Here is a 22,189-nt window from a genome sequence, read left to right as displayed (position 1 = left end):
GGCTCAGGCCTGCTTGAGGTACTCGACAGGGACCGGTGCCGTGCGGCTGTTTTTCTTGATAAAGGCGTCACTCAGTTCGATCACGCGGCGGTATTGCAGGTCGACGGTGATCATGTGATAGCAGTTGTCGAGCAGCACCTTGGTCACCGGCCCGCCCAGATGGCGTTCGACGTAATCGGCGTTCCATCGGCTGGTGATATCGTCTTCAATGGAGTGCAGCACCAGGGCTTTGGTGGTGATCGAAGGCATGCGTTTTTTCACCACGGCATTCATCCGGTGCAGTTCACGCACGGTGATCCCTTCCATCGTCAACAACCCGGCATTGCTGCTTTCGCCGGCTTTCATCTGGCGCTCGACAATGGCCCTCAGGCGCTGGTTTTTAATACCGTAGGGCGGCTTTTCCTCAAAGCTGCACAGGTGCACACCAAAGGGGATCTTCATCAGCAGCGGGGTCATAAAGGCCAGCTTGTTGATGCTCCAGCCGTCATAACGCAAGGTCGTGGAGTACATCAACAGCCCGGCGACCTGGCCCGGGTGTTCGGAGGCCAGGTACATCGACATTACCGCACCCATCGACAGCCCGCCGACGAACACCTGCTGGTGGCGCTGGCGGATCCCGGCAAAGGTCTTGCGCACGCCTTCATACCAGTCCAGCCAGCCGGTGGCCTGCAGGTCGCTGTTGTCACCGCAGTGCCCGGCCAGGGTGGGGACGTACACCGTGCACGTCCCGTCTTTTGCCAGCCCCTGGGCAACCCGACGCAACTCCGTCGGGGTGCCGGTAAGGCCGTGGATCAACAAGACCCCGACCTCACCCGTGCCGAGAACGAAACCGGTGTTGCCTTCGCCCAGATCGATCTCTGCCCCGTTCACCGTTTCATGGCCCGAGCCAGCAGGCGATCGAGCAGGGCGATGCCCAGGTCGATTTCGGCGTAGCTGATTTCCAGCGACGGCGCCAGGGTGATAACGTTCTTGTAGTAGCCGCCCACGTCGAGAATCAGACCCAGACGTTTGCCGTCGATTTCGATATCCCCCTTCATGCCTTCCTCAACCATGAAGTCGAGAGTGGCCTTGTCCGGGGTAAAACCGTCCGGGCCGCAGATTTCGCAGCGCAGGGCCAGGCCCAGGCCGTCGACGTCACCGATGATCGGGTAGCGTTTTTGCAGATCTTGCAGGCCGTCGAGGAAGTACTTGCCCTTGGCCATGACCATCGCGCCATAGTCGACTTCGCTGGTCATCTTGAACATTTCCAGGCCCACCGCAGTACCCAGCGGGTTGGAGGCGAAGGTGGAGTGGGTCGAGCCCGGCGGGAATACCTTGGGGTTGATCAGCTCTTCACGGGCCCAGATGCCGCCCAGCGGGTTGAGGCCGTTGGTCAGTGCCTTGCCGAACACGATGACGTCGGGTTTGACGTCGAAGTGTTCGATCGACCACAGCTTGCCAGTGCGCCAAAAGCCCATCTGGATTTCGTCAACCACCATGAGAATGCCGTGCTGATCCAGTACGTGCTTGAGCTCGCTGTAGAAGTTCATCGGCGGGATCACATAGCCGCCGGTGCCCTGGATCGGCTCGACGTAGAACGCGGCGTATTCGCTCTGGCCGACTTTCGGGTCCCACACGCCGTTGTATTCGGTCTCGAAAAGACGGGCGAACTGTTGCACGCAGTGGCTGCCGTACTCTTCCTTGGTCATGCCTTTTGGCCCGCGGAAGTGGTACGGGAACGGGATGAAGTTGGCGCGTTCGCCAAAGTGGCCGTAACGGCGACGGTAGCGGTAGCTCGAGGTGATCGATGAGGCGCCCAGGGTGCGGCCGTGGTAACCGCCCTCGAAGGCGAACATCAGGCTTTTGCCGTTGCTGGCGTTACGCACCACCTTCAGCGAGTCTTCGATGGATTGCGAGCCGCCGACGTTGAAGTGCACACGACCGTCGAGGCCGAACTTGTTTTTGGCGTCGACTGCAATGCGCTCCGACAGCTCGATCTTGCCCTTGTGCAGATACTGGCTGGCGATCTGCGGCAGGGTGTCGATCTGTTGCTTGAGGGCGTTGTTCAGGCGCGGGTTGGAATAACCGAAGTTGACTGCCGAGTACCACATTTGCAGGTCGAGGTAGGCCTGGTCTTCGGTGTCCCACACGTAGGAGCCTTCGCAGCGGCTAAAAATGCGCGGTGGTTCGATGTAGTGAACGGTGTCGCCGTACGAGCAGTACTTGGCTTCTTTTTCCAGAAGAATCTGGTCTTCAGGGGTAGCGATTCGAATATCAGACATGATTGAAGAGTTCCTGCTGTTCACGAGAATAGTGGGGCGCGTTGGCGGCATGGCTCGGCAGTTTGGCGAGCAGGGCCGGGAGTTCGGCAAAGGAGTCAAATCGTGCGTACGGGATACCGTTGCGCTCGCAGTGTTCGGCCAGGCTGTCCCTGGCAAAGACGAAATCGGCGCCAGAGGCCACGCACATGTCGGAGCGGCCATCGCCAATCACCAGCACGCGTTTGCCGTCGGGGGCGGATTTGCACTTGCAGTTGCCCGAAGCGGCACGGCAGGCGTCGCTGGAATAAGGGAAGTCGATGCGCCAACTGTTCTGGTCGACCTGACGCAGGCGGTTGGCCAGGATCGGCAACAGGCTTACGTAGTTACGGGCCAGAATGCGGGCGATGGCTTGTTCGATGCCGTCACTGACGACCTCGATGGAGGCGCCAAGACCGATGACGTGGTCGACGAAGTCGGGGAAGTCAGGGTCAATCTCAACGCTGTCGAAATAGGCCAGCAGCTCGGCAGGCGTGGCTTTGACCAGCGACAGCTGGCGGCTCAGGCATTCACGCGAACCGATGTCACCCTGCAACCATTGGTCTTCGATCGCTTCCCAGCTGGGGTCGGCGAAACGTTGAAGAATGTTGTCGATGACGTCGGTACGGGTAATGGTCCCGTCGAAATCACACACGATATGCCATTGCATCATCTGCATTGTCCTGTCGAAAAGGCGCGCTTTTTGCGCTTGCCAGAGGACATAGCATTGACTGTGCCAACTATTGAAAGCCCCGTGGGCTGGGGCTCTGCGCGAGTTTTTGGGTGGCAGTCGGGCTTGAAGCTACAATTTTTGTAGCTTGCTACAAACAACATGAGTGCTTGCGCAGGCCGCGCTAAAAAGGGATTGATGCGCGCATAGAACCTCTATGGAACCCTCGTGATGAAAACTCCGGTCTGTGCTTTTTTGCTGCTCACTTTGTTGGGCGTCAGCGCGGCTGCCCATGCCGCAGACGGCCCCAGTGGGGAAGTGGGCATGGGGATTGGCTATCAGCCGTATGATCCAAGCGCCAGCCGCTACCAGACAGTGCCATTGCCGTATTTTGATGTGGACTGGGGCGATGTCAGCCTCAATACCGATGACGGCCTGACCTGGAGTGCTTTCAAGGCCGACGGCTGGAGCGCAGGGCCCGTGCTCAACTATGTGTCGGGACGCAATGCCAATGGTTCGCTGCGGGGCCTGCGCGATGTTTCAGACATGGCCATGTTCGGCGGCTTTGTGCAGTACAGCCCGGCTGACTTCTGGCGTGTCTACGCACAGCTCGGGCAGGCGGTGGGTGGTGCAGGCGGTCAAGGCGGGGTGCTGGGTCAGGTCGGGGGCGAGTTGGGTTACCCGCTGGGGCAGGGGATTATCGGCAGCAGCCAGTTGGCGGTGCACTTTGCTGATGGTCGGCAGATGTCGACCTTTTTTGGCGTAAGTGACAGCGAGGCGCAGGCGTCAGGGATTTCCGCGTACAAGGCCAGTGGCGGCCTCCAGAATGTTACCTTGACCCAGAATTTCGAGTTTCCGCTGACCGCGAACTGGTCGCTGGTGACCAGTGCCAGCTGGACACGCCTGCTGAGGGCGGCGGCGGACAGCAGCATCGTACGCGAGCAGGGCAATGTGAATCAGGGCGCGGTGCAGACGGCGGTAAGTTACAAATTCTGAAGCGGCCCTCCCAACCCTCTCCCGGAAAGAGAGGGTTGGGCTAAGGGAAAGCAGGCAGTGACTCAATGTTCCGGTTCACCATCGGCCAGCAGCGCAATCCCGCCGACAATCACCGCCACGCCTGCCCAGTGCAGTGCGCTGATTTGCTCGCCAAGGCCCAGCCAGGAGCCCATCAGCACCCCGACAAATACCAGTGAACTCAAGGGAAACGCCAGCGACAGGCTGCTGCGGCGCAATATCAGCATCCAGACAAAAAACGCGCCGAAATAACAGGCAATGGCCACCCATACTCCCGGGTTGAGCAGCACGGCCTGGAGCCACTGCAGGGTGAAGTCCATCTGTCCCAATTGATCGCCACCGATTTTGGTGGCTATTTGCCCTGCGCTCTCGAGAGCAATCAACAAGGCCCACAGCACAATCGTGCCCAAACGCCCGTGCAGCCAGCCGTTATCCGGGGCTTTTAACCCGTCAGTGTTTGCCATTGCTCAACTCCTCAAGCTGCGGTGATGCAGACCAGCATCACTCCAAGGGTAATAACCAGGGTGCCCATCCAGCGCCGACGGCTGACGTGTTCGCCCAGGAACACCTTGCCGGCGAATACCACACCGCAATACGCCAGCGCAGCGGCCGGGAATAGCAAGCTCAAGGGTGCCCTCGACAGGGCCTCCAGCCAGACGAAGAACTCAATCACGTAAGCGCCGACCCCAGCCCACAGCATCGGTGCACTAAATACCTGACCCCAGAAGGCATTCAGGCGAAAACCACCCTCCAGTTCCGGCAAGCGGTCCAGGCCGATTTTGAAACACAGCTGGCCGATAACATCGAGCACAATGGAAAACGCCACCAGCGCAATTACGATCAAGGACATGGGAACAGCTCCTCGAATAAATGGATCAGCGCTTCATTGGTGGTTGAGTTGCGCAGCAGATCGCTTTCACTCCAGCGCCCAGGTGCTGGCTGGTCCGATCGGGCCTCCCAGCGTTTGAGCACATTGCGGTGCGCAGCCTTGGCAAACTCACCGCAAACATCAATACCCAATACCCGCTTGCTGGTGGCCAGGGCACGAAGGGCGTGAAGCAAGTGGGTCAGGCGCATACCACCCTGATCCCAGTTGGTGGCGGCGTCTTCGCTGGCGAGTACGTCTTTGTCCACGGTTATCCAGATCGCTTCGGTAGGCAGACTGCGGATCAACTCGTCGAGAAAGGTCGGCCAGTCCTGATCGGCGAGGTTGCGCCAGTGCAACAGGTTCTCGTGCTGCTCGTGCCCTGCGCCGTCGCCGATTCGGCCCCAGACCTTGGTGGGAGCATGCTGCCAGGGGAATAGTTGCAAATCGCCACGGCACAGGGCCCCGAGATTTGCGCCCTTGAACTGCGGGTTTTGCAGGTCATCACTGCAGGGGCCGAGGGTGACTATGCGTTTGATGTTCGGCAGCTTCAAGGCGCGGTTGACCCACGAACCGCAATGGCGGCGGGGGGCAAAGCGCACCCAGTCAGGATGGTTGTCGAAGTGGATCAGGGTGATCGGTTCGGGCAAGTCCGCGAGCAAGGCCGGGGTCAGGTGGTGATAGTCGCCGGAGCCTATAAAAAAGATTTCTGGCCGCTGCGTGGAGCGTTTCGGCCGTTGTTGCAGGCGTTCAGCGAAGCGCCGGTAATTGCGTTCGGTGGACCACAGACGCAGTTGCGGCCCCAGTTCCAGCAAGTCCAGGCGTGTGGCACGACCGTCGGTCAGACGTTGCTTAATCGGTGCTTGTGAGGTCAGGCTGTGATCAAGATCGAGAATATTCAAAGTGTGATTTACCCCATGTCATCGCCGCCGATCCAGGCAGGGCGGGCTTTATAGGGTAAATGCAAGGGGCGGGCCAAACGACTTGGCCTGTGGGGGTCGGGGTTGCCAGCGAGGATGTCACTGCTGTTTATCTGGCAAACCGCGTCATTTGTATTGCGAGCAAGCCCGCTCCCATCGTTTCAGTGCAGGCGTACCCAAACGCTGACCAGCACGGTCGCGGCCATTAGCCAGGCTACGGCGGCCAGCGCCAGCGAGGCTTCAAGGCGCATGCGATCGACCAGCACGTACAGGGCAGCGAGGTACACGAAGTAAGGAATGATCGACCACATGCCGAACACAATGGTGGTTTTCAGGTCGTCCACCGAGCGGCCTTTGCCGACGATGTAGTGGGCGATCAGGGCAAAGGTTGGAAACAGCGGCACAAGCCCTGCGATGTAGTAGTTTTTGGTTTTGGCCAGCATGGCCAGAATGATCACCACTCCAGCGCCCAGTGCAGCTTTGAGAATCAGATCCATCAGTGCGCGAGCCCGTATTTTTTGACTTTATCAAAGAGGGTGGTCTTGGCCATGCCCAGTTCCTGGCTGGCCTGGGTCAGGTTGCCGCCGCTGCGTTGCAGGGCATCGTTGAGCAGGTTGCGTTCGAACGCTTCCACCGCCTCGGAAAACCCCAGCCCCTGCGCTGCATTGCTCCCAGGCTTTTTGAACGCCGGAAGGCCCAGGGCAAAACGTTCGGCCACGTTGCGCAGTTCCCGCACATTGCCCGGCCAGTCATGACTCATCAGGCTGGACAGGGTCTGGTTATCCAGCTCCGGGGCCGCACGGTCGAAACGCAATGATGATTGCTGCAGAAAGTATTCAAACAGTTGCAGGATGTCTTCGCGGCGTTCGCGCAAAGGTGGCAGCTCAAGTGTGACCACGTTCAGGCGGTAGTACAGGTCGCTGCGAAACTGGCTGGCCTTGCTCAGTTGGTCGAGGTCGGATTTGGTCGCCGCAATAACCCGGCAGTCCACATCGATGCTCTGGTTGGAGCCCAGGCGCTCCAGAGTGCGCTCCTGCAAAACCCGCAGCAGTTTGATCTGCAGGTTGAGCGGCATGCTTTCCACTTCGTCGAGAAACAGCGTGCCGCCATGGGCGTGTTCGATTTTGCCGATGCGGCGTTTGCCTGCCCCGGTAAAGGCGTTGGCTTCGTGGCCGAAAATTTCGCTTTCAAACAGGTTTTCCGGCAGACCACCGCAGTTGAGGGCGACAAATTGCTGGGGCTGGCGGCGGCTGAAGTCGTGCAGGCAGCGGGCGACCAGCTCCTTGCCGGTACCGGTTTCACCTTCAATCAGCACGTTGGCTGAAGTATCGGCGACGTTGGCTATCAGTTCGCGCAACTGCTGCATGGCCGGCGAGCGGCCGATGATGCGTCCTTCAAGTGAATCACGCTCGGCAAGCTGACGGCGCAGCGACCAGACTTCCCGCGCCAGGCTGCGCTGCTCCAGCGCACGACGGGCCACATCAACCAGGCGTTCGGGGGAGAAGGGTTTCTCCATAAAGTCATAGGCACCGTCACGCATGGCGCCCACGGCCATGGAAATATCGCCATGCCCGGTAATCAATACCACCGGCAGGGTGCGGTCGCGGGCCTTGAGGTGCTTGAGCAGTTCAAGACCATCCATTCCGGGCAGGCGGATATCACTGATGACGATACCCGGGAAGTTGTCGCCTACCAGCGCCAGCGCCTGTTCGGCACTGCTGACGCCTTCGCTGCGAATATCTTCGAGCGCCAGCGCCTGCTGGCAGCCGAGCAGAACATGGGGATCGTCTTCAACAATCAGGACCGTCAGGTCGTTATTCATGGCGTGTCGGCCTTAGCAGGTTGTACCAGCGGCAAAAGAAGGACAAATGCGACACCACCGGTGACCGGGAACTCGACACTGAGGCTACCGCCGGCAGCAGCGGCCAGGCTGGCCGACAGGGTCAGGCCAAGGCCTAGACCCTGTTCGCCGGGTTTGGTGGTGAAGAAAGGTTCAAAGAGATGTTTGCGTGCTTCTGGCTCGATCCCGGGACCGTTATCGCGCACGCACAGACGGTATTTGGCGTCGTTGGGCTCGCCCGTCAGCCACAGTTGCGGTTGTGTCGCCTGACCTTGCATGGCGTCCAGCGCATTGCCGATCAGGTTGACCAGAATTTGCTCAAGTCGGGTTTGATCAATCTTGAGCGCCACCTCCGTGAAGTCTCGATGCAGTTGCACCCCTGATTCTTCCATGCGGCTGGCGAGCAGTTGCAGGGCGGCGTCAACGGCCTTGCCCAGGCAGGCCTGGCCATGATCGTCACCGCGGCGGGCGAAGGAGCGCAGGTTAGCGGTGATGCGGCCCATTCGGTCGACCAGATTGTTGATGGTGCCGAGGTTGTCCGCGGCGACCTTGAGATCACCGCGTTCAAGAAAACGCACGGTATTGCCCGACAGCGTGCGCAAGGCCGCCAGCGGCTGGTTCAGTTCATGGGCGATGCTGGTGGACATCTGCCCGATGGCCGCCAGCTTGCCCGCCTGTACCAGTTCATCCTGGGCGCGGCGCAGGGTGTCTTCGGCCTGGCGCCGCTCGCGTATCTGGCCTTTGAGCCGTTCGTTGCTGGCCCGCAGGTGGGTGGTGCGCTCGGTGATCTTGCGCTCCAGCTGGTTGTTGGCCTCTTGCAGGGCTTCCCGTGCAGCCAGTCGAGTGGCTATCACTTTGCGTCGCTCATTCCAGGCAATCAGCAAAAAGGCCAGCAAGGCAAATGCCACCGCCACCAGCATTCCCTGGTTCGCCGCTTCACGGCGCAGGTCTTGCAATGGCGTGAGCAGGGTGATGTCCCAGGGGGTGTCGTTAAGCCTGCGGGTTTGCGCCAGGTAGCTGACTTCCTGGTGGTCGGTCACCACATCGTTACTGCTGGCGAAGGTGACTTTTTCTACGCCTTCGGCGAGGTTTTCCCGCTCCAGCGGTTCCAGCTCGTTGAGCGGCCACCAGTAGTACTGCAGGCTGCGGGCCAGGCGCTCCTTGGTGTCGGCACTGAGCGGGTGGATGGACTTGAGCCGCCGGGTAGGGTCGCTGGACAGGATGATAATGCCGTTCTCGTCGCTGACGTAGGCTTCGAGGCGGGCGCGTTGCCAGCGCTCCTCAAGGGCTTCGAGGCGGACTTTGATCACGGCCACGCCAATGATCTTGCCCTGCTCTTCCAGGCCGTGGGCGAGGTAGTAGCCGGGTTCACCCGAGGTACTGCCAATGCCGTAGAAGCGTCCGGGCTGGCCGCGTACGGCATCCTGAAAATAGGCGCGAAATGACAGGTCCTCGCCCAGATAACTGTCGGTATCCCGCCAGTTGCTGGTAGCCATCACGCGGCCGGTGGTGTCGAGCACATAGATGGCCCGGCTGCGGCTGCGGCGGTTCAGGCCTTCGAGGTATTGGTTGACGGTGACCCGGTTCTGCACGGAGGGATCGGCGAGCAATCGCGAAACGCTGGACTCCAGCTCCAGCAGGCTGGGCAGGTAAGTGTATTTGCCCAGCTCACTTTCAACGGTACGGGCATGCAGTTCCAGTTGGCGTTCGCCGGTTTCGCTCAGGGTACGAATACCGAAGTGTTCACTGATGCGATAGCCCGCGTAGCCCAGGCCGATCGTCAACAGGATGATCAGCAGAGGCAGCAGGAAATGACGGAGCAGGCGAGGTTTCACGGCAAGTGAGGGCGGAGCACCGCGATAAATAGTGGGGTCGCATTTCATCACAGATGCCTTGGGTCAACCACTGTGCAGTGGTTGACCGTTCACGTAGATCCACTGTGGGAGCGGGCTTGCTCGCGATGGGAGCGGCGCGGTTCATCAGTTAACCAGGATCGCTGCCATCGCGAGCAAGCCCGCTCCCACCCAAGCCGGTGGGAGCTGAACGGGTGTTTAGTGCTGCAGGATCTTGGCGAGGAAGTGCTGGGCACGCTCGGAGCGGGCCGATACATCACCGAAAAACTCTTCTTTCTCACAGTCTTCGACGATTTTGCCCTGATCCATAAAGATCACCCGATTGGCGACCTTGCGGGCAAAACCCATTTCGTGGGTCACGCACATCATGGTCATGCCTTCGTTGGCCAACTGCACCATGACGTCGAGCACTTCGTTGACCATTTCCGGGTCAAGGGCCGAGGTCGGTTCATCAAACAGCATGACGATCGGGTCCATGGCCAGGGCGCGGGCAATCGCCACACGTTGTTGTTGCCCGCCGGAAAGCTGGCCGGGGTGCTTGTGGGCATGGGCCGACAGGCCTACGCGTTCCAGAAGCTCAAGGCCTTTTTTGGTGGCTTCAGCCTTGCTGCGGCCCAATACCTTGACCTGGGCAATGGTCAGGTTTTCGGTGATGGTCATGTGCGGGAACAGTTCGAAGTGCTGGAACACCATGCCAACCCGCGAACGCAGCTTCGGCAGGTTGGTCTTCGGGTCGGCAATGGAGGTGCCGTCAACCACGATGTCGCCTTTCTGGAACGGTTCAAGGGCGTTGACGCACTTGATCAGGGTCGACTTGCCCGAGCCCGACGGGCCACAGACAACGACCACTTCGCCTTTTTTGACTTCAGTACTGCAATCGGTCAGTACCTGGAAGTCCCCGTACCACTTGTTGATGTTCTTGATCGAGATCATACGGCAAACCTTTTTTGCAGACGCTTGACCAGCAGCGAGGCGGAAAAGCTGATGATGAAATACACCAGACCGGCGAAGATCAGGAACTCATTGGAGCGGCCGATGATGTCGCCACTGGAACGCGAGGCATTGAGGAAATCCACCAGGCCAACCGTGTAGACCAGAGAGGTGTCCTGGAACAGGATAATGCTCTGTTGCAGCAGCAGCGGGGTCATTTTACGAAAGGCCTGGGGCAGGATGATCAGGCGCATGGCCTGGCCGTAGCTCATGCCCAGGGCCTTGGCTGCACCCATTTGCCCCTTGGGGATGGCCTGCACGCCTGCTCGCACGATTTCGCAGAAGTAGGCTGCTTCGAACATGACGAAGGCTACCAGGCACGACTCGAACGCCCCGATCGGGGTGTCCTTGCCGGTGATCCAGCGCAGCACGAACGGCACGGCCAGGTAGAACCAGGTAATGACCAGCAGCAGCGGGATGGAACGGAAATAGTTCACGTAAGCGCCGGCCAGGTTGGCCATCCACTTGCTTGACGATAAACGCATCAGGGCCAGCACGGTGCCCAGGGCCACACCACCGACAACGCCCATGACCATCAGCTTGAGGGTCATGATCATGCCGTTCCACAGGCCCGGCAGGGCGGGGACAATCCCGCTGAAATCGAAGAAGTCCATTATTTGCCCCCCAGAGACATGAGACCGGGTACGGCTACTTTTTTCTCGATCAGGCGCATCAACAGCATCAGGCTCATGTTCAGGGTGAAGTAGATCAACGTGGCCAGGGTGAAGGCTTCAAACAGGTTGGCGGAAAACTCGGCCGTCTGTTTGGTTTGTGCCAGCAGTTCCATCAAACCGATCAGCGAGGCCACGGACGAGTTCTTGAACACGTTGAGGAATTCGGAGGTGAGCGGTGGAATGATGATCCGGTAGGCCTGTGGCAGCAGCACGTTCCAGTAGATCTGCGCCATGCTGAAACCCATGGCGCGGGCCGCTGCTTCCTGGCCCCGTGGCAGGGCTTCGATACCGGTACGTACCTGTTCGCAAACACGTGCGGCGGTAAACAGGCCCAGACACACGACAACGCTCAGATAAGCCGAAGTGGTCGGGTTGAGGTCCTGCTTGTACCATTCCTGCAGGTTGGGTGGCAGCAGATCGGGCACCAGGAAGTACCAGATAAACAGCTGCACCAGCAGCGGAACGTTACGGAAGATTTCTACGTATACCGTGGCAATGCCCGCGATAAAGCGGTTCGGCAGGGTGCGCATCACGCCCAGCAGCGAACCCAGGATCAGCGCGACAATCCAGGCGACAACAGCGATAGCGATGGTCCAGCCCAGGCCGGAAATAAACCAGTCGAGATATGTCTCGCTGCCTACGCCGGTGGACTTGAAGAACACGCTCCAGTCCCAATTGTAATTCATGCAGGGTCTCCCCTCAGATGGGTCTATAAACAAGCACTTGCTTCAGGGAATCCGTTCTCACCCGGCAGGGTCGCCGGGCACACTTAGCCCGCTCGATAACCGGCGGGTCGAGTGCTCTCTAATGCAATAAGAAGCTTAGTCCAAAGGTGGTCGACACCCCCGGGCGCAATGGCTTGCGCCCGGGGGGTTCAGCCGGCTGAAATCAGGATTTCTTTTCTTCAGCCGGTTTGTCGTCTGCTGCCTTGTCGGTAGGGGTGGCAATCAACGCTTTGAGCTCATCGCTCATCGGGAACATCAGGTTCAGGCCTTTTGGTGGAATCGGCGACTCGAACCAGGTTTTGTAGGTGTCGTTGATCTTGCCCGACTTGTAGTAGGCAACGATGGCGTCATCCACGGCCTTTTTGAATTCCGGATCGCCTTTACGCAGCATGCAGCCGTAGATTTCGTAAGACTGTGGAGTGCCGGTCACGGCCCAGTCTGTAGGCTTCTTGGCTTTGGCCATTTCACCGGCCAGCAGGGCGTCGTCCATCATGAAAGCAACAGCACGGCCCGACTCCAGCATGTTGAAGGCTTCGCCGTGGTCTTTTGCCGAGATCACGTTCATGCCCATCTGCTTGTCGGCGTTCATCGCTTTGAGGATGCGCTCGGAGGTGGTACCAGCAGTGGTCACGACGTTTTTGCCTTTCAGGTCAGCGAAGTCCTTGTAAGGCGAGTCCTTTTTGGACAGCAGGCGCGTACCGATTTCGAAGATGCCGACCGAGAAGTCGACTTGCTGTTGGCGTTCAACGTTGTTGGTGGTGGAACCACACTCAACGTCAACGGTGCCGTTCTGCACCAGCGGGATACGGGTCTGGGAGGTGACGAGGTTGTACTTGACCTTCAGGTCCGGCATGTCGAGCTGTTTTTTCAGCCCTTCAACGATAGCCAGTTGCACATCATGGGAGTAGCCAACCGGTTTGCCGGAAGCGTCCGCGATGTAGGAGAACGGAATGGAGGAGTCACGATGCCCAAGGGTGATGGTGCCGGATTCTTTGATTTTCTTCAGTGTGCCGGTCAATTCGGCTGCAAAAACTGGAGTGCTAATCAGAGCTGCAGCAATTGCTGCGCCCAAAAGTTGCGGAACGATGCGCATCGATGTTTCCTCGACATTGTTTTTTTTATTGAGCCCGTTTGCAGGCCCTTTTTTACTCAGAACGTCTCAACAGGCTAAACGCTCTGTTTAAGCATTCGGCATAGAGTGTAGAGCATGAGTCGTGCCAGCCCTGGTATTAAAGTCTAACCTGCTGATTTATAACGAATTAAAGTTTTATGTCGGGACTTCGGTGGCATGCAGATGCCCGGAAAGCCGAATCATTGGGGGGGAGTGCGTTCGGAAAACCGAATGAAAGGCAGGCAGTGCGGGGGGGGAGGAGCGAAGGCCCGTGCAAGCGGACTCGCTCCCACGGGCCATCTAAACGCGAATTAAGCGGCCTGAACCTTGCGGTGTTTCAGGCCAAGGGTGGTCATGTACTGGCTCAGGTGGGCCTGTTCCTCGGCCGTGGTGAACAACCCAAGCTTGGTGCGGCGCCACAGGATGTCCTGTGCCTCCAGTGCCCATTCCTGGTTGCACAGGTAATCAACCTCACGGCTGTAAAGGCCGCTGCCGATATGCTCGCCCATGTCGCTCAGGCCTTGTGCACCTTCGAGCAAGCTCCAGGAGCGGTTGCCATAGGTGATTGCCCAGCGCTTGGCAATTGCGGCATCCAGCCAGCTGTATTTGCTGACCAGGGCCTCGCTCAGGGCTTTTGGCGTGGTCATGCCTTCGCCGCCGGGTAATGTCGCGCTGGCGGTCCAGCTCGGCTTGATCTGGGTGAAGTAGGGTGTCAGCTGTGCCATGGCCGATTCGGCCAGCTTGCGATAGGTGGTCAGTTTGCCGCCAAATACCGATAGAAGCGGGGCTTCGCCCGCTGCGCCAGACAATGCCAGGGTGTAGTCGCGGGTCACGGCCGAAGGGTTGTCGGACTCGTCATTGCACAGCGGGCGCACGCCGGAGTAGGTGCGCAGAATGTCGCTGCGGCTCACTTGCTGCTTGAAGTGGGCGTTGACCACATTAAGCAGGTAGTCGGTTTCTTCTTCGGTAATGCTGACCTTGGCCGGATCGCCGGTGTATTCGCGGTCAGTGGTGCCGATGATGGTGAACTGGTCCATGTACGGAATGGTGAACACAATCCGCTGGTCTTCGTTCTGCAGGATGAAGGCATTTGGCGCGTCATACAGCTTGGGCACAATCAGGTGGCTACCCTGGATCAGGCGGATGCCGTAAGGCGAGTCCAGCTTGAGGTCGTCCTTGATGAATTTGGCGACCCAGGGGCCGGCGGCATTGACCAGGGCCTTGCTGCGGATCGAAAACAGGCTGCCATCTGCACGTTCCAGGTTCAACTCCCACAAACCCTTGTTACGGCGCGCGCCGACGCAACGGGTCTGGGTGTGAACATGGGCGCCTTTTTCCCGCGCGGCCATGGCGTTGAGCACTACCAGGCGCGCGTCATCGACCCAGCAATCGGAGTATTCAAAACCTTTGGTGATTTCTGCTTTAAGGGGGCTGTTGGCACCGAACTTGAGGCTGGTTGAACCAGCCAGCTTTTCACGCTTGCCCAAATGGTCATACAGGAACAGGCCGGCACGGATCATCCACGCCGGGCGCAGGTGCGGTCGGTGCGGCAATACGAAACGCATCGGTTTAACGATATGCGGGGCTTTGGCCAGCAGCACTTCGCGTTCGGCCAGCGCTTCGCGCACCAGGCGGAACTCGTAATGTTCGAGGTAGCGCAGGCCACCGTGGATCAGCTTGCTGCTGGCAGAGGACGTGTGGCTGGCCAGATCGTCCTTTTCGCAAAGGAACACCGAGAGGCCGCGCCCGGCTGCATCTGCCGCAATCCCGACACCATTGATTCCACCACCAATAACGGCGACGTCGTAAACCTCAGCGAGGGGAGTGGCAGGCAAGGTGGTCAGGGGCATGGGTTGGCCTCGCGTTCTTTACGCATATTTGAATTCGAACATTAATGTTCATTTGCGAAAATATTAGCGGATAAAGGCGCGCGCAGCCAGCACCCTTCGATTGAAAAAACTCATCGAAGGGCGTCGAAAGGAAGAATTTCGAACATTTTAGTGTAGGGCAATGATTCTGCGGGAGCAGGCATTGCTCGCAATGCAGGCGCTGCGGCTCACCTGTCAGGTTGCGGTGATGCCATCGCGAGCAAGCCCGCCCCACAGCATCTGAACCCGCATCACTATCTGAGTGCGGTTACACCACTTCCAGACGAATTTTGTTCTGGGCCAGCAGTTGCGCCAGCTCCGGCACGGGCGGCTGGTCGGTGACCAGGCAATCGATCAAGGTGATCGGGCCCAAGCGGACCATTGCATTGCGGCCGAACTTGCTGGAGTCCGCTGCCAGGATAGTTTGTCGGGCATTGGCGATAATCGCCTGGGATACGCGTACTTCCTGATAGTCAAAGTCCAGCAAGCTGCCGTCAGAATCGATACCGCTGATACCAACCAAGGCGAAGTCGAACTTGAACTGGTTGATAAAGTCGACGCTGGCCTGACCGACGATGCCACCATCGCGGCGCACATTGCCGCCGGCGATCAGTACTTCGAAGTCGTCTTTTGCGCTCAGGATCGACGCAACATGCAGGTTGTTGGTGATGATTTTCAGGTGATTGTGGTTGAGCAGCGCCCGGGCAATCGACTCGGTGGTGGTGCCGATATTGATGAAAATCGAGGCGTGATCGGGAATCTGGGCGGCAATGGCTTCGCCAATGCGGCGCTTTTCATCGCGCATCTGGTCGGCCCGCATGGCGTAGGCGGTGTTCTCTACACTGGAGTCATAGGCGGCGCCACCGTGGTAGCGGCGCAACAGGTCGGCTTCTGCCAACTGGTTGATGTCACGGCGAATGGTCTGCGGCGTGACGACGAACAACTGAGCCATTTCCTCGATGCTGACATAACCGCGCTCGCGTACGAGTTCGAGGATCTGCTGTTGGCGTGGAGGCAGATTCATGGAGTTTCCTTTGGGCGGCGAAGCAAATTCACCCATGATGCCGCAGGAAAGCGTCGTCTGCTACTCGCAGGTGCCTCAAGCAACTGCGGGCGCCATAGGCGCCCGCAGATGTAATTGCCCGTACTTAGTTGCTTTCTTCGTGAGGTTCCCAGTCGCGGGTACGGCTTACGGCTTTTTTCCAGCCGGCATAGAGCTTCTCTTTGCAGCTTTCGTCCAGTGCAGGTTCGAACTCGCGCTCGATCACCGCCTTGCCGCGCAGTTCATCCAGGCTGCCCCAGAAGCCGCAAGCCAGACCCGCCAGGTAGGCAGCGCCCAAGGCCGTGGTTTCACGCATTTGCGGGCGTTCAACCTGGGTGCCGAGGATGTCTGCCTGAAACTGCATCAGGAAGTTGTTGGCTACGGCACCACCGTCTACACGCAGGGCTTTGAGGCGTTCGCCGGAGTCCTGTTGCATAGCGTCCAGTACGTCCCGTGTCTGGTAGGCAATCGACTCCAGCGCAGCACGAATGATGTGGTCTACGCGTACGCCGCGAGTAAGGCCGAACAGTGCGCCACGGGCATACGGGTCCCAGTAGGGGGCACCGAGGCCGGTGAAGGCAGGCACCAGATACACGCCATTGCTGTCTTTGACTTTATTGGCGAAGTATTCGGTGTCGTGGGCGTCGTTGATGATCTTCAGTTCGTCACGCAGCCATTGCACGGTGGAGCCACCGTTGAACACGGCGCCTTCCAGGGCGTAGGCCACTTCGCCGCGGGGGCCGCAGGCGATGGTGGTCAGCATGCCGTGGGTCGACTTCACGGCGTTGGCGCCGGTGTTCATCAGCAGGAAGCAGCCGGTGCCGTAGGTGTTCTTGGCCTGGCCGGGCTCGACGCACATCTGGCCAAACAGCGCGGCCTGTTGGTCGCCGGCAATGCCGCCGATGGCGATACCGCTTTTGGTGCGGCCGTAGATTTCTGAAGACGACTTCACTTCAGGCAACATTTCGCGCGGGATATCCAGCACCTCCAGCATCTTGGCATCCCACTCCAGAGTGTGGATGTTAAAGAGCATGGTGCGCGAGGCGTTGGTGTAATCGGTAACGTGGGTTTTGCCGCCGGTAAATTTCCAGATCAGCCAGCTGTCGATGGTGCCAAACAGCAGTTCGCCTTTGCGCGCCCGTTCGCGGCTGCCTTCGACGTTGTCGAGGATCCACTTCAGTTTGGTGCCGGAGAAGTACGGGTCGGTCACCAGGCCGGTGGTGTCGCTGATGTATTGCTCGTGACCGTCGCGCTTGAGCTGCTCGCAGATCTCGGTGCTGCGACGGCATTGCCAGACGATGGCGTTGTAGATCGGGCGGCCGCTTTCTTTGTCCCAGACCACCGTGGTTTCGCGCTGGTTGGTAATGCCGATGGCGGCAACCTGGTCATGATGCAGGCCGGCCTGGGCCAGGGCCTCAACCATCACGGCGCTCTGGGTGGCAAAAATCTCCATCGGGTCGTGTTCGACCCAGCCCGGTTGCGGGTAATGCTGTTGGAACTCACGTTGTGCTGTGCACACCACGTTGGCGTCACGATCGAAGATGATCGCTCGCGAACTGGTGGTGCCTTGGTCCAGCGCAATGATGTAGTTCTTATTCTGAGTGTCGGTCATTTGTTAGTGCCTTGCAGAATGAGGGAGGTTGCGGGCGCGAGACAGGTAACGGGCAGTAGGTCTCGTGCGCCCCGTTTCATCAGTCGGTATCAGGATGCCTGGGTCTTTGCAGGCGCAGCGGCTTGGGTAACCGCATCTGCCGGGGCAATGTCAGGCAAGTGCCGGGCAATCATCCCGCGATAAATGGCAGCGCCCAGACAGGCACCTACGATGGGTGCAAAAATGGGAATCAGGAAATACGGGATATCGCGCCCGCCGGTGAACGAGACGTCCCCCCAGCCAGCGAAGAAAGTCATCAGCTTGGGCCCGAAATCACGCGCAGGGTTCATCGCAAAACCGGTCAATGGGCCCATCGAGCTGCCAATGACGGCGATCAGCAAGCCGATCAGCAGGGGGGCCAATGGGCCACGGGGCAAGCCGTTTTTGTCGTCGGTCAGGGCCATGATTACGCCCATAAGGATAGCGGTTATCACAAGCTCGACGAGGAAGGCCTGCAGCGTTGTCAGCGAAGGGTGCGGGTAGGTCGAGAATACCGAGGCCAATTCCAGGCTGGCCTGGCTGCCACGTACCATCTGGTGGGCTTGTTCGTAATCGAAGAACAGGTTGCTGTAGAGCGTGTAAACCAACGCCGCTGCGCAAAAGGCCCCTGCGATCTGGGCGAGGATATAGAAAGGCAGTTTACGTTTTTCAAAATCGGTGAACAGGCACAGCGCAATGCTGACCGCCGGGTTCAGGTGTGCGCCGGAAACGCCGGCCGTCAGATAAATCGCCATGCTGACGCCAATGCCCCAGATGATACTGATTTCCCATAGGCCAAAACTTGCGCCCGCGACCTTGAGAGCCGCAACACAGCCGGTACCGAAGAATATCAAAAGTGCGGTGCCGAGAAACTCGGCCAGGCACTGGCCTGAAAGTGTGGGGTGCTGCGATGCAGTCGACATGTAAAACCTCGTTATTGTTGTTTTTTGACGTCGTCAATCAGGGTGGCAGTGCGCCTGAGCCTGGACCGGGAACTGCGTATTTGTGTTTTACGCTGTCAGGCTGAGTCGTGTGAGTATATTCAGATTCGAAAAAATATAGACAAGAAACACTGCTGTCAAAGGTCGAAAGTGAACGGGTATTCACATTCTGACTTCAGATGAGTGCTTTGGTATTGGTTTTTATGTAAACAAAGACTACGAATTGAGAGGGGTAAAGGTAACTTTTTAGCTACATGCAGGGTCTGTAACCTCGGTTTCAGCGCCTTTTTACGGGGTAATAGCCTAAAATCGGCCATCGTATTTCTTTCTCCTCTGCAAAACTGGAGCTGTCATGACGCCTGCACTGGACCTGCTGAAAAAAGTTCGCGCCGAACATCGGGTACACAGCTATGAACACGACCCCAAGGCGGCATCCTACGGCCTGGAGGCCGCAGAAAAGCTTGGCCTGGAGCCTGCGCAAGTGTTCAAAACGCTGTTGGCCAGCAGTGAAAAGGGCGAGTTGCTAGTTGCCGTCGTACCGGTCGTCGGAAGTCTTGATTTGAAAGCGCTGGCTCAGGCAGCGGGGGTGAAGAAAGTCGAAATGGCGGACCCGGCGGCGGCTCAGCGCTCCACAGGTTATCTGCTTGGCGGGATCAGCCCGTTGGGGCAAAAGAAGCGCCTGCGTACTTTTATTGATAAAAGTGCCGAGGGTTTTTCGACTATTTTTGTCAGCGCCGGACGACGCGGCCTGGAGGTGGAACTGGCGCCTGCGGTGCTGGCAGAGCACACGCAAGCGAAGTTCGCAGAAGTAGGCAGGGCGTAAGCGCTGCCACAGGTTTTTAGTGCGCTGTGCTGAAACGCCTTACACCTGATTCGGATTGCGGGATTTGCGCCGCTATGCTGCCGCTGGTTTGAAACATCACCAGGTGTTCGGCGGCAACGCGAATACCCACTTCAGCGCCAGGCAAGTGGTCGGCATGACTCGGGAAGATCGACTCCAGCTGGCTGCCTGTCGGCAGTTGCAGGCGATAAAGGGTCGATGCGCCGAGGAATGTCTTGCCGATGATCCGCGCCTTCAAATCGCTGTCCGGTGCGTAGACGATATCGTCCGGGCGCAGCAATACATCCACTGCACCGCCCGTTGGCCAGGTATACGCACGGTTGCCACGCAAGACACCCAGCTCGGTTTGTACCGATTCAGGTGTCAGCAACTGGCCGCGAATAAAGTAGCCCTGACCGATAAAGCTCGCCACAAAGGGCGTCTGAGGTTCGTGGTAGAGGTTGTAAGGGGTGTCCCACTGTTCAAGGCGGCCTTCCTTGAACACGCCAACATGATCGCTGACAGCGAAGGCTTCTTCCTGATCGTGTGTCACCAAAATCGCACTTGTACCACGGGCTTTCAGGATATCGCGCACTTCGTGGCTGAGCTTGCGGCGCAGCTCGCCATCCAGGTTGGAGAATGGCTCATCCAGCAACAGCAGTTGCGGCTCGGGTGCCAGGGCGCGGGCCAGGGCAACGCGTTGCTGCTGACCACCTGATAACTCGTGCGCAAAGCGTTTGCCCAGGTTTTTAAGGTTGACCAGCTCAAGCAGCTCTTCGGTCACACGGTCTTTGTTCGGGTGCTTGCGAATGCCGAAGGCAATGTTGTCGGCCACGCTCAGGTGCGGGAACAGGGCGTAGTCCTGAAACACCATACCAATACGACGTTTCTCGGGTGCCAAGGTGAAGCCGGCGCTGGAGATCACTTCGCCTGCCAGCCTGATTTCACCCTGGTGTACCGGTTCGAACCCGGCAATAGCACGCAATGTCGTGGTTTTGCCGCACCCCGAAGAGCCCAGCAAGCAGCCGATATCACCGGCATTGAGATGCAGGTTGAGGTTTTGCACCACGCTCTGGCCCTGATACCCACAGGCCAGATCACGAAGGTTTAGCAATAGCGGCTGACTCATGCGGATTGGTACGCCGGTTGGACAAGGAATTCGAGCAGCGCTTTTTGCGCATGCAGGCGGTTTTCGGCCTGATCCCAGGCCACGGAGCGAGGGTCGTCCAGCAGGTCGACGCTGATCTCTTCGCCGCGATGAGCAGGCAGGCAGTGCATGAACAGCACGTCATCGGCCGCCAGGTCGAGCAGGGCACGGTTGACCTGATACGGGGCAAACAGTTCGAGGCGCTTGGCCGTTTCGTCTTCCTGACCCATTGATGTCCATACGTCGGTGCTCACCAGGTGGGCGCCAATCACGGCATCACGCGGGTCGCGAACGATGGTAACGCGTTCGCCTGCCAGCGCCACGAACTCGGGGTTTGGTTCATAGCCTTGCGGGCAGGCAACACGCAGGTGGAAGTCAAACTGGATAGCCGCTTCTATATAGCTGTTGCACATGTTGTTGCCGTCACCAATCCAGGCCACGGTCTTGCCCTTGATCGATCCGCGATGCTCAAGGAAGGTCTGCATGTCAGCCAGCAGCTGGCATGGGTGCAGGTCGTCCGACAGGCCATTGATAACCGGTACGCGGGAATTGGCCGCAAACTCGGTCAGGGTGCTGTGGGCGAAGGTGCGGATCATGACGGCGTCAAGCATGCGTGACATGACGATGGCGCAGTCGCCTATCGGTTCGCCACGACCCAGTTGGGTATCTCGTGGTGACAGAAAAATGGCCTGGCCACCGAGCTGGATCATGCCAGCTTCAAATGACAGGCGGGTGCGGGTCGATGATTTTTCGAAAATCATGCCCAGTACGCGACCTTTCAAGGGTTCGAACAGAACGCTGCGCTGGCGCAGGTCCTTAAGCTCGATGCCGCGGCGAATCACGCTGACTAGCTCTTCGGGAGTGCAATCCATCAGGGAGAGAAAGTGCCTTGCGCTCATCATTAACTACCTTTTTTTGCAACGATCGCAGATGCTCAAGGCCGGGGTTTTCGGAAAAACGGGCGAGACCTGCGGCGAAAGCCGCACGGGGCGACGAAATAGGGGAAGGCGCGATCTTATAAGGAAATGTCGCGTCTTGCCAATAAGGGTCATATGTATAGAGGTTTGAGCGGGTCTTGCGCTGCATGAGCCACATCAGGCGGTTTGCCTCACCTCAGCTGCCCATTTGTACACTGCCGTGGCGTAGCTTGGCAATTGCGAGGGGGGGCGAGGTCGTCGTATTTGTCATCGCTGGCGAGGAGCGACGGCTGCGATGGCGTTGTCAGCATTCCTGTCATGAGGCGGGGTTTAACTGCTCGCAGCCATCGTTTCTCGGCAGGGACAACAAGCTTTGTGGAGGGAGCAGGGGCATACTATTGTCTGTCGGGGAGACCGAGCGTCGCGCTCGGCTTTCCGTTACAATGCGCCACCGTGCCGACATCTGCGTCGGAAAGTTCAGCCGAGGTGCTCCATGGATATCATCGAAACTATTAAAGACCAGATTGCCAACAACACCATTCTGCTCTACATGAAAGGCTCCCCGAATGCCCCGCAGTGCGGCTTTTCGGCTAAAGCTGCTCAGGCAGTCATGGGGTGTGGCGAGAAGTTCGCTTACGTGGACATCCTCCAGAATCCTGAAATTCGTGCCAATCTGCCAAAGTACGCCAACTGGCCAACTTTCCCGCAATTGTGGGTAGGTGGCGAGCTGGTTGGCGGTAGCGACATCATGGCTGAAATGGCCGCTGATGGTTCTTTGCAGGCTTTGATCAAAGAAGCTGTCGAGAAAGCCGCAGCAAACAAGACTGAAGCGTGATATCAGTCGCGTCGTGACAGTTGTTTTGTCGCACGCATAAAAAAGCCCCGC

22 protein-coding genes are annotated in these 22,189 nt (G+C 58.6%); 3 read left to right on the top strand and 19 right to left on the bottom strand.

Annotated elements, in window-relative coordinates; genetic code table 11:
- Positions 1 to 3: 3 nt before the first annotated feature.
- From GHN92_RS13665 to GHN92_RS13655, 3 genes are read right to left on the bottom strand one after another with little or no spacing between them, the layout of a single operon-like run.
- Positions 4 to 870 carry a carboxylesterase gene (locus tag GHN92_RS13665; protein WP_095001418.1) on the bottom strand — a complete coding sequence of 289 codons (867 nt, stop codon included), beginning with the start codon at positions 868 to 870 and terminating at the stop codon, positions 4 to 6.
- Positions 867 to 2,261: an aspartate aminotransferase family protein gene (locus GHN92_RS13660; RefSeq protein WP_095001417.1), complete on the bottom strand. Its 1,395-nt coding sequence runs from the start codon at positions 2,259 to 2,261 to the stop codon at positions 867 to 869. The genes GHN92_RS13665 and GHN92_RS13660 overlap by 4 nt, the downstream gene beginning before the upstream one ends.
- On the bottom strand, positions 2,254 to 2,949 hold the full coding sequence (locus GHN92_RS13655) for an MtnX-like HAD-IB family phosphatase (protein WP_095024195.1): 696 nt from the start codon (positions 2,947 to 2,949) through the stop codon (positions 2,254 to 2,256). Before GHN92_RS13655 ends, GHN92_RS13660 begins: the two co-directional genes overlap by 8 nt.
- A 228-nt stretch (positions 2,950 to 3,177) precedes the next feature.
- On the opposite strand from GHN92_RS13655, the gene GHN92_RS13650 reads away from it, so the two are divergent.
- Positions 3,178 to 3,942 (top strand): MipA/OmpV family protein, encoded by a 765-nt coding sequence (locus GHN92_RS13650; protein ID WP_095019468.1) that lies wholly within the window; start codon positions 3,178 to 3,180, stop codon positions 3,940 to 3,942.
- A 62-nt stretch (positions 3,943 to 4,004) separates the two neighbouring features.
- Here GHN92_RS13650 and GHN92_RS13645 read toward each other — a convergent pair whose 3' ends face one another.
- From GHN92_RS13645 to GHN92_RS13580, 14 genes are all read right to left on the bottom strand, one after another.
- Positions 4,005 to 4,424 carry a transporter gene (locus GHN92_RS13645; RefSeq protein WP_095001414.1) on the bottom strand — a complete coding sequence of 140 codons (420 nt, stop codon included), beginning with the start codon at positions 4,422 to 4,424 and terminating at the stop codon, positions 4,005 to 4,007.
- A gap of 11 nt (positions 4,425 to 4,435) precedes the next feature.
- Positions 4,436 to 4,810, bottom strand: coding sequence for an EamA family transporter (locus tag GHN92_RS13640; protein ID WP_095001413.1), 375 nt, complete (start codon positions 4,808 to 4,810; stop codon positions 4,436 to 4,438).
- The gene (locus GHN92_RS13635) at positions 4,801 to 5,727 is read right to left on the bottom strand and encodes an arginase (RefSeq protein ID WP_133144831.1); all 927 of its coding nucleotides are present in this window, start codon (positions 5,725 to 5,727) and stop codon (positions 4,801 to 4,803) included. The genes GHN92_RS13640 and GHN92_RS13635 overlap by 10 nt, the downstream gene beginning before the upstream one ends.
- A gap of 179 nt (positions 5,728 to 5,906) precedes the next feature.
- Positions 5,907 to 6,233 carry a GlpM family protein gene (locus GHN92_RS13630; protein WP_169844883.1) on the bottom strand — a complete coding sequence of 109 codons (327 nt, stop codon included), beginning with the start codon at positions 6,231 to 6,233 and terminating at the stop codon, positions 5,907 to 5,909.
- 8 nt (positions 6,234 to 6,241) lie between these two features.
- Complete coding sequence (locus GHN92_RS13625) at positions 6,242 to 7,567, bottom strand: sigma-54 dependent transcriptional regulator (RefSeq protein ID WP_095001411.1); 1,326 nt, start codon at positions 7,565 to 7,567, stop codon at positions 6,242 to 6,244.
- A complete protein-coding gene (locus GHN92_RS13620; protein WP_095020398.1) occupies positions 7,564 to 9,468 on the bottom strand; it encodes an ATP-binding protein in 1,905 nt (634 codons plus the stop codon). Before GHN92_RS13620 ends, GHN92_RS13625 begins: the two co-directional genes overlap by 4 nt.
- Positions 9,469 to 9,636: 168 nt before the next feature.
- Positions 9,637 to 10,371, bottom strand: a complete 735-nt coding sequence (locus tag GHN92_RS13615) for an amino acid ABC transporter ATP-binding protein (RefSeq protein ID WP_016779681.1) — start codon at positions 10,369 to 10,371, stop codon at positions 9,637 to 9,639.
- Positions 10,368 to 11,042, bottom strand: coding sequence for an amino acid ABC transporter permease (locus GHN92_RS13610; protein ID WP_019823564.1), 675 nt, complete (start codon positions 11,040 to 11,042; stop codon positions 10,368 to 10,370). Before GHN92_RS13610 ends, GHN92_RS13615 begins: the two co-directional genes overlap by 4 nt.
- Entirely contained in the window at positions 11,042 to 11,788 is a 747-nt protein-coding gene (locus tag GHN92_RS13605; protein ID WP_016779683.1) for an amino acid ABC transporter permease, read from the bottom strand. The genes GHN92_RS13610 and GHN92_RS13605 overlap by 1 nt, the downstream gene beginning before the upstream one ends.
- Before the next feature lie 202 nt (positions 11,789 to 11,990).
- Entirely contained in the window at positions 11,991 to 12,920 is a 930-nt protein-coding gene (locus GHN92_RS13600) for a glutamate/aspartate ABC transporter substrate-binding protein (RefSeq protein WP_095001409.1), read from the bottom strand.
- Positions 12,921 to 13,249: 329 nt separating this feature from the next.
- Positions 13,250 to 14,788, bottom strand: a complete 1,539-nt coding sequence (gene glpD / locus GHN92_RS13595; RefSeq protein ID WP_095001408.1) for a glycerol-3-phosphate dehydrogenase — start codon at positions 14,786 to 14,788, stop codon at positions 13,250 to 13,252.
- A gap of 286 nt (positions 14,789 to 15,074) precedes the next feature.
- Complete coding sequence (locus GHN92_RS13590) at positions 15,075 to 15,830, bottom strand: DeoR family transcriptional regulator (protein WP_019823558.1); 756 nt, start codon at positions 15,828 to 15,830, stop codon at positions 15,075 to 15,077.
- 124 nt (positions 15,831 to 15,954) lie between these two features.
- Complete coding sequence (gene glpK / locus GHN92_RS13585; protein WP_095001407.1) at positions 15,955 to 17,460, bottom strand: glycerol kinase GlpK; 1,506 nt, start codon at positions 17,458 to 17,460, stop codon at positions 15,955 to 15,957.
- Between the two features lie 89 nt (positions 17,461 to 17,549).
- Positions 17,550 to 18,401, bottom strand: coding sequence for an MIP/aquaporin family protein (locus tag GHN92_RS13580; protein WP_095001406.1), 852 nt, complete (start codon positions 18,399 to 18,401; stop codon positions 17,550 to 17,552).
- A gap of 370 nt (positions 18,402 to 18,771) precedes the next feature.
- Between GHN92_RS13580 and ybaK the strand changes: the two genes are divergently transcribed.
- Entirely contained in the window at positions 18,772 to 19,242 is a 471-nt protein-coding gene (gene ybaK / locus GHN92_RS13575; protein WP_095001405.1) for a Cys-tRNA(Pro) deacylase, read from the top strand.
- A gap of 16 nt (positions 19,243 to 19,258) precedes the next feature.
- Here the strand turns inward: ybaK and GHN92_RS13570 are convergent, their stop codons facing one another.
- Positions 19,259 to 20,368 carry an ABC transporter ATP-binding protein gene (locus GHN92_RS13570; protein WP_095001404.1) on the bottom strand — a complete coding sequence of 370 codons (1,110 nt, stop codon included), beginning with the start codon at positions 20,366 to 20,368 and terminating at the stop codon, positions 19,259 to 19,261.
- Complete coding sequence (gene argF, locus GHN92_RS13565; RefSeq protein WP_095001403.1) at positions 20,365 to 21,285, bottom strand: ornithine carbamoyltransferase; 921 nt, start codon at positions 21,283 to 21,285, stop codon at positions 20,365 to 20,367. Before argF ends, GHN92_RS13570 begins: the two co-directional genes overlap by 4 nt.
- Before the next feature lie 511 nt (positions 21,286 to 21,796).
- On the opposite strand from argF, the gene grxD reads away from it, so the two are divergent.
- The gene (gene grxD / locus GHN92_RS13560; RefSeq protein ID WP_016779691.1) at positions 21,797 to 22,138 is read left to right on the top strand and encodes a Grx4 family monothiol glutaredoxin; all 342 of its coding nucleotides are present in this window, start codon (positions 21,797 to 21,799) and stop codon (positions 22,136 to 22,138) included.
- Positions 22,139 to 22,189 lie beyond the last annotated feature (51 nt).

Source organism: Pseudomonas sp. FSL R10-2964 (assembly GCF_009600035.1).
Lineage (GTDB): Bacteria > Pseudomonadota > Gammaproteobacteria > Pseudomonadales > Pseudomonadaceae > Aquipseudomonas > Aquipseudomonas bubulae.
The sequence above is the reverse complement of the archived record's forward strand: the minus strand, read 5'-3'. Positions and strand labels throughout refer to the sequence as shown.

What these genes read in the sequence shown, in the direction of transcription:
- GHN92_RS13660 (WP_095001417.1), bottom strand. Translation starts at nt 2,261, where the DNA reads ATGTCTGATATTCGAATCGCTACCCCTGAAGACCAGATTCTTCTGGAA.
- GHN92_RS13655 (WP_095024195.1), bottom strand. Translation starts at nt 2,949, where the DNA reads ATGATGCAATGGCATATCGTGTGTGATTTCGACGGGACCATTACCCGT.
- GHN92_RS13650 (WP_095019468.1), top strand. Translation starts at nt 3,178, where the DNA reads ATGAAAACTCCGGTCTGTGCTTTTTTGCTGCTCACTTTGTTGGGCGTC.
- GHN92_RS13645 (WP_095001414.1), bottom strand. Translation starts at nt 4,424, where the DNA reads ATGGCAAACACTGACGGGTTAAAAGCCCCGGATAACGGCTGGCTGCAC.
- GHN92_RS13640 (WP_095001413.1), bottom strand. Translation starts at nt 4,810, where the DNA reads ATGTCCTTGATCGTAATTGCGCTGGTGGCGTTTTCCATTGTGCTCGAT.
- GHN92_RS13625 (WP_095001411.1), bottom strand. Translation starts at nt 7,567, where the DNA reads ATGAATAACGACCTGACGGTCCTGATTGTTGAAGACGATCCCCATGTT.
- GHN92_RS13620 (WP_095020398.1), bottom strand. Translation starts at nt 9,468, where the DNA reads ATGAAATGCGACCCCACTATTTATCGCGGTGCTCCGCCCTCACTTGCC.
- GHN92_RS13615 (WP_016779681.1), bottom strand. Translation starts at nt 10,371, where the DNA reads ATGATCTCGATCAAGAACATCAACAAGTGGTACGGGGACTTCCAGGTA.
- GHN92_RS13610 (WP_019823564.1), bottom strand. Translation starts at nt 11,042, where the DNA reads ATGGACTTCTTCGATTTCAGCGGGATTGTCCCCGCCCTGCCGGGCCTG.
- GHN92_RS13605 (WP_016779683.1), bottom strand. Translation starts at nt 11,788, where the DNA reads ATGAATTACAATTGGGACTGGAGCGTGTTCTTCAAGTCCACCGGCGTA.
- GHN92_RS13600 (WP_095001409.1), bottom strand. Translation starts at nt 12,920, where the DNA reads ATGCGCATCGTTCCGCAACTTTTGGGCGCAGCAATTGCTGCAGCTCTG.
- glpD (WP_095001408.1), bottom strand. Translation starts at nt 14,788, where the DNA reads ATGCCCCTGACCACCTTGCCTGCCACTCCCCTCGCTGAGGTTTACGAC.
- GHN92_RS13590 (WP_019823558.1), bottom strand. Translation starts at nt 15,830, where the DNA reads ATGAATCTGCCTCCACGCCAACAGCAGATCCTCGAACTCGTACGCGAG.
- glpK (WP_095001407.1), bottom strand. Translation starts at nt 17,460, where the DNA reads ATGACCGACACTCAGAATAAGAACTACATCATTGCGCTGGACCAAGGC.
- GHN92_RS13580 (WP_095001406.1), bottom strand. Translation starts at nt 18,401, where the DNA reads ATGTCGACTGCATCGCAGCACCCCACACTTTCAGGCCAGTGCCTGGCC.
- ybaK (WP_095001405.1), top strand. Translation starts at nt 18,772, where the DNA reads ATGACGCCTGCACTGGACCTGCTGAAAAAAGTTCGCGCCGAACATCGG.
- GHN92_RS13570 (WP_095001404.1), bottom strand. Translation starts at nt 20,368, where the DNA reads ATGAGTCAGCCGCTATTGCTAAACCTTCGTGATCTGGCCTGTGGGTAT.
- argF (WP_095001403.1), bottom strand. Translation starts at nt 21,285, where the DNA reads ATGAGCGCAAGGCACTTTCTCTCCCTGATGGATTGCACTCCCGAAGAG.
- grxD (WP_016779691.1), top strand. Translation starts at nt 21,797, where the DNA reads ATGGATATCATCGAAACTATTAAAGACCAGATTGCCAACAACACCATT.